General features: G+C 58.5%; 14 protein-coding genes. 2 read left to right on the top strand and 12 right to left on the bottom strand.

Annotated features, from left to right (window positions below; all coding sequences use genetic code 11):
* Window positions 1-18 precede the first annotated feature (18 nt).
* The 7 genes from RUM8411_RS18995 to RUM8411_RS18965 form a co-directional block, all read right to left on the bottom strand.
* Window positions 19-1,113: a Zn-dependent alcohol dehydrogenase gene (locus RUM8411_RS18995; protein ID WP_085824297.1), complete on the bottom strand. Its 1,095-nt coding sequence runs from the start codon at window positions 1,111-1,113 to the stop codon at window positions 19-21.
* Between the two features lie 81 nt (window positions 1,114-1,194).
* Window positions 1,195-2,394 carry a TCR/Tet family MFS transporter gene (locus RUM8411_RS18990; RefSeq protein ID WP_085824296.1) on the bottom strand — a complete coding sequence of 400 codons (1,200 nt, stop codon included), beginning with the start codon at window positions 2,392-2,394 and terminating at the stop codon, window positions 1,195-1,197.
* A gap of 75 nt (window positions 2,395-2,469) precedes the next feature.
* Window positions 2,470-3,186, bottom strand: coding sequence for an alpha/beta fold hydrolase (locus RUM8411_RS18985; protein ID WP_085824295.1), 717 nt, complete (start codon window positions 3,184-3,186; stop codon window positions 2,470-2,472).
* Between the two features lie 12 nt (window positions 3,187-3,198).
* Window positions 3,199-3,987 carry a 3-oxoadipate enol-lactonase gene (gene pcaD, locus RUM8411_RS18980; protein ID WP_085824294.1) on the bottom strand — a complete coding sequence of 263 codons (789 nt, stop codon included), beginning with the start codon at window positions 3,985-3,987 and terminating at the stop codon, window positions 3,199-3,201.
* Between the two features lie 60 nt (window positions 3,988-4,047).
* Window positions 4,048-5,022, bottom strand: a complete 975-nt coding sequence (locus RUM8411_RS18975) for a threonine ammonia-lyase (RefSeq protein WP_085824293.1) — start codon at window positions 5,020-5,022, stop codon at window positions 4,048-4,050.
* Window positions 5,019-5,846, bottom strand: coding sequence for an alpha/beta fold hydrolase (locus RUM8411_RS18970; protein WP_085824292.1), 828 nt, complete (start codon window positions 5,844-5,846; stop codon window positions 5,019-5,021). The genes RUM8411_RS18975 and RUM8411_RS18970 overlap by 4 nt, the downstream gene beginning before the upstream one ends.
* Complete coding sequence (locus tag RUM8411_RS18965; RefSeq protein WP_085824291.1) at window positions 5,846-6,532, bottom strand: haloacid dehalogenase type II; 687 nt, start codon at window positions 6,530-6,532, stop codon at window positions 5,846-5,848. The genes RUM8411_RS18970 and RUM8411_RS18965 overlap by 1 nt, the downstream gene beginning before the upstream one ends.
* 127 nt (window positions 6,533-6,659) lie before the next feature.
* On the opposite strand from RUM8411_RS18965, the gene RUM8411_RS18960 reads away from it, so the two are divergent.
* Complete coding sequence (locus RUM8411_RS18960) at window positions 6,660-7,088, top strand: FKBP-type peptidyl-prolyl cis-trans isomerase (RefSeq protein WP_085824290.1); 429 nt, start codon at window positions 6,660-6,662, stop codon at window positions 7,086-7,088.
* Window positions 7,089-7,108: 20 nt separating this feature from the next.
* Here RUM8411_RS18960 and RUM8411_RS18955 read toward each other — a convergent pair whose 3' ends face one another.
* From RUM8411_RS18955 to fabA, 4 genes are read right to left on the bottom strand one after another with little or no spacing between them, the layout of a single operon-like run.
* On the bottom strand, window positions 7,109-7,294 hold the full coding sequence (locus RUM8411_RS18955) for a hypothetical protein (protein ID WP_085824289.1): 186 nt from the start codon (window positions 7,292-7,294) through the stop codon (window positions 7,109-7,111).
* 59 nt (window positions 7,295-7,353) lie between these two features.
* Entirely contained in the window at window positions 7,354-8,145 is a 792-nt protein-coding gene (locus tag RUM8411_RS18950; RefSeq protein ID WP_085824288.1) for an enoyl-ACP reductase FabI, read from the bottom strand.
* 6 nt (window positions 8,146-8,151) lie between these two features.
* The gene (fabB, locus tag RUM8411_RS18945) at window positions 8,152-9,381 is read right to left on the bottom strand and encodes a beta-ketoacyl-ACP synthase I (protein ID WP_085824287.1); all 1,230 of its coding nucleotides are present in this window, start codon (window positions 9,379-9,381) and stop codon (window positions 8,152-8,154) included.
* Window positions 9,382-9,412: 31 nt separating this feature from the next.
* Window positions 9,413-9,922, bottom strand: a complete 510-nt coding sequence (gene fabA, locus RUM8411_RS18940) for a bifunctional 3-hydroxydecanoyl-ACP dehydratase/trans-2-decenoyl-ACP isomerase (protein ID WP_085824286.1) — start codon at window positions 9,920-9,922, stop codon at window positions 9,413-9,415.
* Window positions 9,923-10,110: 188 nt separating this feature from the next.
* On the opposite strand from fabA, the gene irrA reads away from it, so the two are divergent.
* Complete coding sequence (irrA, locus tag RUM8411_RS18935; RefSeq protein ID WP_085824285.1) at window positions 10,111-10,527, top strand: iron response transcriptional regulator IrrA; 417 nt, start codon at window positions 10,111-10,113, stop codon at window positions 10,525-10,527.
* A 2-nt stretch (window positions 10,528-10,529) separates the two neighbouring features.
* On the opposite strand, the gene RUM8411_RS18930 is transcribed toward irrA, so the two are convergent.
* Window positions 10,530-11,420, bottom strand: a complete 891-nt coding sequence (locus tag RUM8411_RS18930) for a LysR family transcriptional regulator (RefSeq protein WP_085824284.1) — start codon at window positions 11,418-11,420, stop codon at window positions 10,530-10,532.
* Between the last annotated feature and the right edge of the window lie 68 nt (window positions 11,421-11,488).

Raw genomic sequence — 11,488 nt, 5'->3', positions numbered from 1 at the left:
TCCTCCCGCCTGGTGGCGTCAGTCGTTGTCAAAGACAATCACGTTGCGCTTGGCTGATCCGGTTTTGGTGTCCTCGATCGCCTCGTTGATCTGCGACAGGGACCAACGGCCCGAGATCAACTCGTCCAGTTTCAGCCGCCCCTGTTCATAAAGATCAATCATCCACGGGATATCGCGCTGGATGACAACATCCCCCATTTTCGATCCGACCAATCCCTGGCCCATCGCGGCCAGTACAACCGGCTCATAGCTGGACATGTCGCCTGAATGGGGCATTCCGATCATGATCGCCTTGCCCCCACGACCCAAATAGCGCGGGGCCTGATCATAGGCAGGTATCGCACCGACGGTGATCAGAACGGCGTCCGCCCCGCGATTTCCCAGGGCTTTGTACACGGCTTTCCAGGGTTCCTTGAGGCTTGCCAATACGCCGTGGGTCGCGCCGAATTCCTTGGCGATTTCCAACTTCTCTTCGGTCATGTCGACCGCCACGATGCGCCGGGCCCCCGCGATGCGCGCGCCCTGAATGGCGTTTAGGCCCACACCACCTGCGCCGATCACGACAACATCCTGACCCGGTCGCAGATTGGCGGCATTCACAGCCGCACCAACACCTGTGATCACACCGCAGGACAGCAAACTGGCAAGGTCCTTGGGCAGGGCCGGTGGGATCTTCACGATCTGACGGTGACTGACCACAACCTTTTCGGCAAAGGCGCCGCAAGCCATTGCCTGATCCAAAGGCGCCCCATCCGCGGTATGCAGCGGACCCTTGCTGGTATCGAACGGTGTTTCGCATATTGTCGGTTTGCCTCCGGCGCAAGATGGGCACGACCCGCAGGCCCGGATCAGCGTGACTACAACCGGGTCACCGACCTGAAATTCGCCAACCGCATCACCCGCGGCGGTGATCACCCCAGCCGCTTCGTGGCCATAAACAGCAGGCAGAAATCCGCCCCATGCGCCGCTGGCGAATGAGATGTCGGAATGACAGATGGCAACTGCATCCAGAGTGACTTCGACTTCACCCGTGCCGGGTGGCTCGATCAATACGTCCTCGATGACCAGAGGTTCGCCGAACGCATGGCAGACGGCCGCTTTGATAGTTTGCATGGTTTTCCTCATTCCATTTTGATCACGGTGGCGCGCGGTGATCCGCTCTGCAAGGTGGAAAGCGTCATGAAAGGGTCGTTGTTATGCTACCTGAGGGCGTGAACGCAAAAACATCGCGAATCCAACGAACATCAAAAGCAAAGCCAGCAAAAATGGCGCGCCGGGAAGGTAGTAGGCCGTGCCCGGCCGTACAAAATAGGCAAACACACTGGTCATGGCCAACGGAGACAAAACCATCGACAGTGCATGAAGCGATGTGAGGACACCCTGAAGCTCACCTTGTTGCGAATCCGGGGTCGCGCGCGAGGTAAGGGCCTGCAGGGCCGGGGTGACGACAGCCCCAAGCGCAGTGATGGGGATCAGCATCAGCGCGATGAAGCCGTTGGTAAGAAGTGAAAGCAGCAAAAAGCTGATGATCCCGAAAGTCATGCCGAAGATGATCGTGATGCGTTCGCCCAGATATCGGGTGGCCGGGCGGATCAGCCCGCCCTGAACCGCTGCCATCCCAATGCCGTAGATGCCCAATGACAGGCCGATCATCTGCGGCGACCAGCCGAACCGCTCGGTCGTGAAATAGGCCCAGATCGCGGGGTAGACATAGATCGAAACTGAATACAGGAAATAGACCCACAGCAACGGGCGTATGCCGGGCAAAGCGGCAATGGCGCGCAGAGAGTTCACGGGGTTGGCCCGCCGCAGGCTGAAAGATCTGCGGGTCTTGTCAGTCACTGTTTCGGGCATCACCAGAAGGCCTGCAAGAAAGGTCAACGCCGATAGCCCCGCCGCCGCCCAGAAAGGCGCGCGCGTGCCATATTCGGCGAGCAGTCCGCCAATCACCGGCCCCAGCACGAAGCCCACGCCAAAGGCTGCACCCAGCAGACCAAAATTGGTGGCTTTTTCATGCGGCTTTGACACATCCGCCATGAACGCTGCTGCGGTGGCATGGGTTGCCGCAGTGACGCCGCCGACGATACGCCCGATCAGCAACAGCCAGATGGTGCCGGCAAGCGCCATGACCACATAGTCCAGCGACATAACAAACAGCGACACCAACAACACGGCGCGCCGACCGTAGGCGTCCGACAGATTTCCCAGAATTGGCCCGAAGACAAACTGCATGGCGGCAAAAGCGGTGCTCAGCACCCCGCCCCAGATCGCCGCATCAGCCAGCGAGCCGCCCTGAACCTCGACAATCAGTTCCGGCATGATGGGCAGCACCAGACCGATGCCCATTGCGTCGATCATAACCGTGCCGAGAACAAAGAGAAAAGGCAGACGCATGGGACCCGTTCAACTGGATTACCGGGACACTACCACGGAGAACTGATGTGTGAAGGGCCTGCGTTGGGACCTTACTCAGGGTAACTCCTGCGCCAGATCATCCAGAATGGCGGCCAGTTCACCGGGGTGGGAAAAAAACGGGGAATGCGAGCTGTTGATCACGCGACGCAGACCTTCTTGGGCAACGCGACTCATTTCTTCTTCATATTCAGGGGGAATCGTCCGGTCATCGGTTGCGCGGATATAGGCTTTGGGAACACCCGCAAAGCGCTTGCTCAGCGCCAGTGGGGTGTCCTGTGGGGCGATGGGTTGCGGGCATAGGCGCGCCAATGAATACGGCACCGTTTCCGGCGGGCAGTCGTGATAGAACAATTCCTGCACCCGGTCCGGCCTGACCGTGTAGGACAAGCCATCTGTGGATTTCTCAACAGCGTCGGCAAACATCTGACGTGGCGCGCGTTTACGCATCTCGACCATGGACAGGCCGTCGCGGGGCACATAAGCGCACAGGTAGACAAGCGCGCGCATGGCATCCGGGTTTGCTTCGGCTGCCGCACTGATGGGATAGCCACCCCAGGAATGGCCCACAATGATCGTGTCAGGCGTTGATCCGGCCAGGATGGCATCGCGGCAACTGTCCAGAGTGACCTGCGCAATCGGCGTTGGATCAGACCCGTGGCTGGGCATATCGACGGTTTGCGCCGCATGTCCCAACGCCTCAAGCGCGGGGATAAGGTCGCGCCAGCACCATGCACCGTGACAGGACCCATGGACCAACAGGAAATCTGCCAAGTCTCTGCTCCTTTAAATATGTCCGATGTCGCTTAGAAAGCTCTGCAGCAAGGCGGCGTATTCGGACGGTTGTTCAACGCAAGGCAAATGGCCAGCCCTTCGCATCAGCTCAAATCGTGCGCCGGGGATCAAATCAATGGTCTCTCGTACCAGATCGGGCGGGGTTGATCCATCTTCACTGCCGGCGATGCCCATTGTCGGCAATCGCAGGCCGCTGGTCGGCGTGTAGAAATCCGTGCCCGAGATGGCAGCGCAACAGCCGACATAGCCATCCACCGGCTGCCGGACCATCATGTTGCGCCATGCCACGTGTTCGGCAGATGCGCGAAAGTCGCGGGAAAACCAACGCTCCATCGCCGCGTCGGCCAGCGCTTCGATCCCGTCTTTGCGCACGGCGGCCATCCGGTCCTGCCAGATCTTGGGCGTGCCGATCTTGGCGGCGGTGTTTGACAAAACCAGCGCGCGCACCTGATCCATGCGTTTGACTGCCAGCCCTTGCGCGATCAGGCCACCAATCGAGAGGCCGACAAATACACAATCCCGTACTTGCAGATGATCCAGCAATGCCTCGGTATCGCGCACCAGGGCTCCCATTGAGTAAGGCGCGGTGGGCTCCGAAGACAGGCCATGACCCCGCTTGTCATAGCGGATGATCCGCAATCCAGCGGGCAGATGGGGCAGGACCGCGTCCCAAAGGCGCAGATCGGTTCCCAGTGAATTGGCAAAGACAATCGGCGCGCCATTTGGATCACCATCAACCCGATAGTGAAGCTGCACGTCCCCGATATCCGCAATTTGCATGACCAAAGCCCCCTGCCGTCACACGCTAAGGTCCCAGACTGACACTTTACTTGATCGGTGTCAGGTCAGGAATTCCAGCGCCTTCCCAAAGACCTCGGGGTCCGCGTTGCCCCCCGACGCCACAACAATCACCGAATCGCCTTCGATTTCGTCCCTCCGGAACAAGGCAGAGGCCAGCGAGACTGCACCGCCCGGTTCCAGCACGATCTTCAACCGTAAAAAGGCCTGTGCCATGGCGCGCATCGCTTCGTCCTCGGTCACGGACAGGCCCGGGCCGCACAGGCGGCGCAGGATGGGAAAAGTGATGTCTCCGGGCTGCGGCGTCAGGATCGCGTCGCAGATATTGCCAGCAGCTGCGTTGTTGTTTTGAATTTGGCCGGTAGCAAGCGACCGCTTGACGTCGTCAAACCCTTCGGGCTCGCACGGGCGGGCGCGTAGACCGGGCGCATGACTTTCCAGGGCTAGTGCAATACCCGATGTCAGCCCGCCGCCGCCGCAACAGACCAAAACATCCGCCTGATCCACGCCCATGTCGGCTGCTTGCCGCGCAATCTCCAGCCCTGTTGTGCCCTGTCCTGCGATGACCTGCGGTTCGTCATAAGGACGGATCAAGGTCAGGCCGCGCTGGGCGGCCAAAGTCTCGCCAATCTCTTCCCGGCTTTCATTGGCGCGGTCGTACAAAACCACTTCTCCGCCCAATGCCCTGGTGTTGTTGATCTTTAATTGCGGCGCGTCCGACGGCATGACAATGACAGATGAAATCCCGTGCTGCGTGGCGGCAAAGGCTACGCCTTGCGCATGGTTGCCAGAGGAATAGGCGATCACCCCGCGCTGCCGGTCTGCGTCATCCAGTGCCGAGATTGCCGACCACGCCCCGCGGAACTTGAAGCTGCCGGTATGTTGCAGGCATTCGGGTTTCACCAATACGCGCCGCCCGGCGAGCTTGTCCAGAAAGGGTGAGGTCAGAAGTGACGTTTCCCGCACATGCCCATTTAACCGGACAGCAGCGGCTTCGATCATGTCCAGCGTGCTCATGCGGCGTCCAGTACTTTGCGAATGAGGTTCAGCGACTGCGGTTCGTCCAAGAAGGGAACATGCCCGCGATCAGGCACCTCAACAGAGATAAGACCCGGGTGACGTTTGTGCATTTCGATCAACGTTTCGGTACTAAGAATGTCCGAGTTCGCGCCGCGGATTACGCCGGTTGGAATATCCCGCAGTGCCTCAAAAAACGCCCATAAATCCGGAGTTTCACCAGCCGCAGCCTGATCCATCAAGACCGTGCGCAAGGCCGGGTCATAGCGCAACGCCAAACCGTCCGCGGTTTGCTCGTACTGGAATTCTGCCACCTGACGCCACCGGTCAAGCGAGATACCAGGGAACTGTGGTCCCATAACGTGCTGCAGCGCTTGCGCGGCATGGTCAAAAGTTTTGGACACCGGTTGTTTGCCGATGTAGCCCATGATTTTCGCGATCCCCGAAGGTTCGATTACCGGCCCCACATCATTCAGAACCACGGCCCGCAACCGCTTGGGGTGGCTGATCGCCAGTGCCATCGCGATCAGGCCCCCACGAGAGGTTCCAAGGACGGCCACGCGGTCAAGACCCAGATGGTCAAGCAACTCAATCACGTCTTGGGATTCACGCGGGACGTTGTAGTTCATGAAGTCTGGATCATAATCCGACTGCCCACGCCCTCGGTAATCCATCGCAATCAGCCGCAGGTCCGTGACATGGGGGGTAAGGAAGGAAAAATCTTTGGTGTTTCTGGTCAGGCCAGCAAGGCACAGCAGGGGCGTCCCCGACCCTGTGTCCTCGAAATAGAGGTCTCTGCCATCGGAAGTGGTAAAAAAAGCCATTAAAGTCCAGCCAGTTGAGGAATGGGTGTCAGGTCGGACGGTACATGTGCAGGTTTCCATGGCAAGCGGTCCATTGGCTCGCCCGCCCGGTTTACCCAGGCAGTGGTAAATCCATATCCACTGGCCCCGGCAGCGTCCCAGCCATTTGAGCTGACGAACAATACCTCGTCGCGGGCGCAACCAAACCTTTGCTGCACAAGATCGTAAACCCGCGCATGTGGTTTGAAGACACCGACGCTTTCGACTGACAGCACATCGTCCAACACATCGCCCAAACCAGCGGATTGCACCGCACCATCCAGCATTGCGGGCGATCCGTTCGACAAAATCGCCGTTTGCAGGCCACCGGTTTTCAGTGCGCTCAGCATTTCCGGCACTTCCGGGTAAGCCTGCAATTCCCAGTACAGGTCAAGCAAGCGCTGACGCAGCGAGGGATCGCCATCCAGACCGGTGGCCTCAAGCGCCCAGTCCAGCCCGTCTTGCGTCACGTTCCAGAAATCGCCATGCGCATCGGCCACCGCCCGCAACCAAGTGTATTGTAACTGCTTCAACCGCCAGTGATTGGCCAGATCCGGCCATTTTTGTCTTAGCGCCTCAAAGCCGGGTTCGTCGGCGGCCTGACGCGCCGCGGCGGATACATCGAACAGCGTTCCGTAGGCGTCAAAAACGCAAGTTGTTATCGGCATCAATACCCCTCCCTGGATTGCGCGCAGGTTGGCACAAAGACCCAGGGTGCAAAAGGGGTAGAGGGTTTACAATACCGTGTTTCGCCCTACGCTTGCCGGCTCATTCCTTAACGGCCGGAGGCCACACATGACCGCAATCAAACAAGGCGACACGGTTCGCATCCATTACACCGGCACCCTGCTGGACGGGAACGTGTTCGACAGCTCTGAGGGGCGCGATCCGCTGGAGTTTGTGGTTGGCTCGGGCCAGATTATTCCGGGATTGGACACGGCCATGCCCGGTCTTGCCACGGGTGAGAAAAAGCGCGTTGAGATTGCCTGTGTGGACGCCTACGGCCCGATCAATCCCGCAATGCGGCAGCAGATTCCCCGCGAAGGCATCCCGGACGACATACCGCTGGAGCCCGGCGTCCAGTTGCAGATGCAGACACCCGATGGACAGACCCTGCCGGTAACAGTGGTCGAGACAGACGAAGCGACTGTAACATTGGATGCCAACCATCCACTGGCGGGGCAGGATTTGGTTTTCGAGATCGAGGTTGTCTCAGTCAACTGACCGCGATGCGGGTGGACAGGTCAGCCTGAAAACAGGCTGGTCCATGTCTTCAGTGATTCCTGTGCGTCCGGCTGTGTGAAGAACACAAACAGGAACAACAAGGTGGTCAGTGTCAACAATGCAACCCGCCCGCGATAACCCAGAAAGCCGGATTTTCGTCGGGACGCCCGTATGTTGCTTGCGATTATTTGGTCAGCTTTGCTCATGCCGGTATTCCTGCCTGCGAAAGATGGTGAAATCTTGACGCAGGCAGGGAAAGATCGGGTCACATAGCCTCGGGTTGCGGCATGCCCAGAACGTGGAAACCACCGTCGACGCGAATGATCTCGCCCGAGGTGCAGGCACCTGCGTCTGAGGCCAGATAAACGGCCGTGCCGCCTACGGCTTCCAGTGTTGCGTTGGAGCGCATCGGCGCGTTTTGATCACAGAATTTGAAGGTCTTGCGCGCGCCGCCGATCGCGGCACCCGCCAAGGTCTTCATCGGACCGGGCGAGATTGCGTTCACGCGGATGCCTTCTGGTCCCAGATCGTTGGCCAGGTAACGGGTCGCTGATTCCAGCGCCGCCTTGGCCACGCCCATGACGTTGTAATTCGGCACAACCCGGTTAGAGCCCTGATAGGTGAGGGTCAGAATGGTGCCGCCGTTCTCTTTCATCATCGGATAAGCGCGGCGGGATACTTCGATCAGTGAATAGGCCGAAATATCCATCGAGTTTTTGAAGTTCGCTCGTGTGGTGTCCAGAAACCGGCCCGTCAGTTCAGACTTGTCCGAATAGGCGATGGCGTGAACCACAAAGTCGATTGTTGGCCAGCGGGTGCCCAGTTCGTCAAATGCCCGGTCCAGCGAGGCGTCGTCGGTGACGTCTGCATCGACCATGAAATCGCTGCCCAGGCTTTGGGCCAGCGGCTCAAGGCGTTTGCCAAATGCCTCACCCTGATAGGTGAAGGCCAGTTCGGCACCGGCCTCGTGCATGGCCTTGGCAATACCCCACGCGATCGAGCGGTCATTGGCCACGCCCATGATCAGGCCGCGTTTGCCTTTCATTTGATCCGACATCCTAATTCACCCGTTATACTTGGACAGAATCATGGACCCGTTTGTGCCGCCAAAGCCGAAGCTGTTGGTCATGACACTGTCCAATCCTGCGTTTTCAACAACTTGCGTTGCAATTTCACCGGGCTCGATGCCTTCGGCAAGTGTGTCGACATTAATCGACGGCGTAATAAAATCATGGTCCAGCATCAGCAGGCAGAAGATAGCCTCAAGCGCGCCAGCCGCACCCTGCGCGTGACCTGTCATCGACTTGGTCGACGAGATCGGCGGTACGTTCCCTGCTCCGAAAATGCGGCGCACCGCTTCGACCTCACCTACATCGCCTACTGGCGTCGAGGTGCCGTGGGCGTTGATGTAATCAACTTTGCGTCCTTCGGGCATGGTGGACAGGGCCAAACGCATGGCGCGCTCACCGCCTTCACCGGAAGGGGCCACCATATCGTGACCGTCCGAGGTGGCCGCGTATCCCGTGACTTCGGCATAGATCTTGGCACCACGGGCCAGCGCGTGCTCCAGATCTTCCAACACCACGATGCCCCCGCCGCCCGAGATCACAAACCCGTCGCGGTCTTGGTCAAACGCGCGCGAGGCTTTCTCGGGCGTGTCGTTGTATTTCGAGGACATCGCGCCCATCGCGTCAAACAGGCAGGACAGGGTCCAGTCAAGTTCCTCACCACCACCTGCAAACATGATGTCCTGCTTGCCCATCATGATTTGTTCAGCCGCGTTACCGATGCAATGCAGCGAGGTCGAGCAGGCCGAAGTGATCGAATAGTTGATCCCTTTGATCTTGAATGCAGTCGCAAGGTTTGCCGAAATCGTCGAGCACATGCATTTCGGCACCGCAAAAGGTCCGATCCGCTTGGTGGCGCCGGTTTTCAGCACTGTTTGGTGTGCGGTCAGCATGGCGCTGGTTGACGGGCCACCCGATCCGGCCACCAGGCCGGTGCGCGGGTTTTCGACCAGATCCTCGGTCAGACCGGCATCAGAGATTGCCTGGTTCATAGCGATATGGGCATAGGCCGCACCCGGTCCCATGAACCGCAAAGTGCGCTTTTCGACATGCTCAGATACATCAATCTTAAGCGATCCGGCGATCTGGCTGCGAAAGCCGTGTTCGACCATCTGCTCGTTGGCCTCAATGCCGGACTTGCCAGCCTTAAGTGAGGCCAGAACCTCTTCGGCATTGTTCCCGATGGAGGACACGACCCCCAAACCGGTGACAACTACTCGACGCATGTGCGTGCTCCTTATTTCGGGCCGGTCAGGCTCAGGCTTCAGACAGGACGACTTTCATGTCTTTGACATCATAGATCATTTCACCGTCTGCTTCGACGATACCATCCGCCACACCCATAGTCAGCCGGCGGGTCTGGATCGCCTTTTTGAAATCGATTTTATAGGTCAGCATCTTGCGATCCGGGCGGACCATGCCGGTCAGTTTTACCTCTCCGACGCCGACAGCCATGCCGCGCCCCTGCCAGCCGCGCCAGCCCAGGTTAAAGCCGGTCAGCTGCCACAGGCCATCAAGGCCAAGACAGCCGGGCATGATCGGATTTCCGGGAAAGTGACACTCAAAGAACCACAGGTCCGGATTAATATCGAATTCGGCCAGGATGTGGCCTTTGCCGTGGGCGCCGCCATCTGCAGAAACATCGGTGATCCGGTCCATCATCAGCATCGGCGGGGCAGGTAGCTGCGCGTTGCCTGGGCCGAATAACTCGCCACGGGCGCATTTCAGCAGATCGTCCTTGTCAAAGCTGCTCGGGAATTGGGCCATTCTGCCGCCTCTCCTGCCATGGGTCTGTTTGTGTTATTTGGCCTCGTCTACCACCCGTTTGCAAGGTCCTGCAAGAGCGGCGGCCCACATCCTGTTGTGATCAGATCATTCCTTGCGAATGAATTTCATTTGAAATTACCTTACCAGACTACTTATATATAGCTCAGCAACAAATCGGTATCGGATACATGACACTTGCAAGCCAGAGCATAGCCACAAATTGGTTGGTTCAAGCAAGACTGCGCCCGACGCGTCAGCGTGTGGCCCTGGCCGAGTTGTTGGTTGGGGACGGACTGCATCGCCACGTCACCGCAGAAAGCCTGTTTGAAGCAGCCAAAAAGAACGGCGACGCTGTCTCGCTGGCCACTGTCTACAACACTCTGCGCGCTTTCTGCGATGCGGGTGTTTTGCAGGAAATCACTGTGGACGGGTCGAAAAGCTATTTCGATACCAACACGCATGATCATCCGCATTTCTTCTGGGAAGATGAAAGCCGTCTGAGTGATGCGCCGTCTGAGGAACTGGTGATTCAACGCCTGCCCGAAGCCCCGGAAGGGGTTGAGATTGCGTCGGTCGACGTGGTCATCCGCCTCCGGAAAAAGTAACCTTACGTCATTAAGTCGATCAGAACGCGTTCTGCGGCCGCTGTTTGTGGATCAGCTGGCCCTGTTCCATGTCTCGCCAGTACTACCGGTTCGGCGGCAAACGAATCCGACACCGGCAGGCTGCGCAACGGCATGCCGTCGTAACTGACTTCTGTCGGAGGGTTAGCATAGCTTATCGCAATGCCCTCTTGATGCGCGGCAAGGCTGCGCTGAATTTCCAATGACGCCGCCCGGTGCGCGATGGTTGGGTTTTGACCAATCTGTCGAAAAAGCCCCAGCACATGCTGCGCGGAAAGTCCCTCTTGTGACAGGATTAGAGGGTAGGCGGCCAGATCCCGCACTGACACATTGCTGCGCGAGGCCAAAGCGTGATCCGGCGACATCACGGCGTTTGGTGTGCTGGAAAACAATGTATGCCGGGTAAAAGCTGCATCCATGCTCAGCCCGTAGGTCAGCGCCATATCGATCTGCCCATCGACGAGACCCGAGATCAACCCCTGAAAACTGTCCACCCGGTAAGACACCGCGACATCAGGCAGTTCGACGCGCAACCGTCGCAGAGCACGCGCCAGCAGAAACGGTGCCAGATCGACAAAGCAACCCACGCGCAACCGGGCTTTGACTGACCCCGTGTCAGAGGCGTTTTCCAGACGGGCGGCGTTTGTCAACAGGGCCTCGGCGTCTTCGATAAAGCTGCGCCCCTGCGGCGTCAGCGCCATGGCCGCACCACGTTTACGGGCAAACAACGCATAGCCCAATTGATCCTCAACCCGGGTCAACGCGTTGGACAGCGCGGGTTGCGAAACATTCAGGTGTTGTGCGGCGGCGGACAGGCTGCCGTGTTGCCCGATGGCGCAGACATATTCGTATTGGCGCAAGGAGATATATAACATGAAGTTAAGTCTATCTTTGAAAGATATGATTTGAACAGAGGGCTGTATCATGCGCAGATCATCAGACC

This window comes from Ruegeria meonggei (genome assembly GCF_900172215.1).
Classification (GTDB): Bacteria; Pseudomonadota; Alphaproteobacteria; order Rhodobacterales; family Rhodobacteraceae; genus Ruegeria; species Ruegeria meonggei.
The sequence above is the reverse complement of the archived record's forward strand: the minus strand, read 5'-3'. Positions and strand labels throughout refer to the sequence as shown.

Bases quoted from the DNA above. Each gene is read 5' to 3' on its own strand.
- RUM8411_RS18970 (WP_085824292.1), bottom strand. From the start codon at position 5,846: ATGGCTTTTTTTACCACTTCCGATGGCAGAGACCTCTATTTCGAGGAC.
- irrA (WP_085824285.1), top strand. From the start codon at position 10,111: ATGACACTTGCAAGCCAGAGCATAGCCACAAATTGGTTGGTTCAAGCA.
- RUM8411_RS18950 (WP_085824288.1), bottom strand. From the start codon at position 8,145: ATGTCGGATCAAATGAAAGGCAAACGCGGCCTGATCATGGGCGTGGCC.
- RUM8411_RS18955 (WP_085824289.1), bottom strand. From the start codon at position 7,294: ATGAGCAAAGCTGACCAAATAATCGCAAGCAACATACGGGCGTCCCGA.
- pcaD (WP_085824294.1), bottom strand. From the start codon at position 3,987: ATGCAAATTGCGGATATCGGGGACGTGCAGCTTCACTATCGGGTTGAT.
- RUM8411_RS18975 (WP_085824293.1), bottom strand. From the start codon at position 5,022: ATGAGCACGCTGGACATGATCGAAGCCGCTGCTGTCCGGTTAAATGGG.
- RUM8411_RS18965 (WP_085824291.1), bottom strand. From the start codon at position 6,532: ATGCCGATAACAACTTGCGTTTTTGACGCCTACGGAACGCTGTTCGAT.
- RUM8411_RS18990 (WP_085824296.1), bottom strand. From the start codon at position 2,394: ATGCGTCTGCCTTTTCTCTTTGTTCTCGGCACGGTTATGATCGACGCA.
- RUM8411_RS18960 (WP_085824290.1), top strand. From the start codon at position 6,660: ATGACCGCAATCAAACAAGGCGACACGGTTCGCATCCATTACACCGGC.
- fabA (WP_085824286.1), bottom strand. From the start codon at position 9,922: ATGGCCCAATTCCCGAGCAGCTTTGACAAGGACGATCTGCTGAAATGC.
- fabB (WP_085824287.1), bottom strand. From the start codon at position 9,381: ATGCGTCGAGTAGTTGTCACCGGTTTGGGGGTCGTGTCCTCCATCGGG.
- RUM8411_RS18995 (WP_085824297.1), bottom strand. From the start codon at position 1,113: ATGCAAACTATCAAAGCGGCCGTCTGCCATGCGTTCGGCGAACCTCTG.
- RUM8411_RS18930 (WP_085824284.1), bottom strand. From the start codon at position 11,420: ATGTTATATATCTCCTTGCGCCAATACGAATATGTCTGCGCCATCGGG.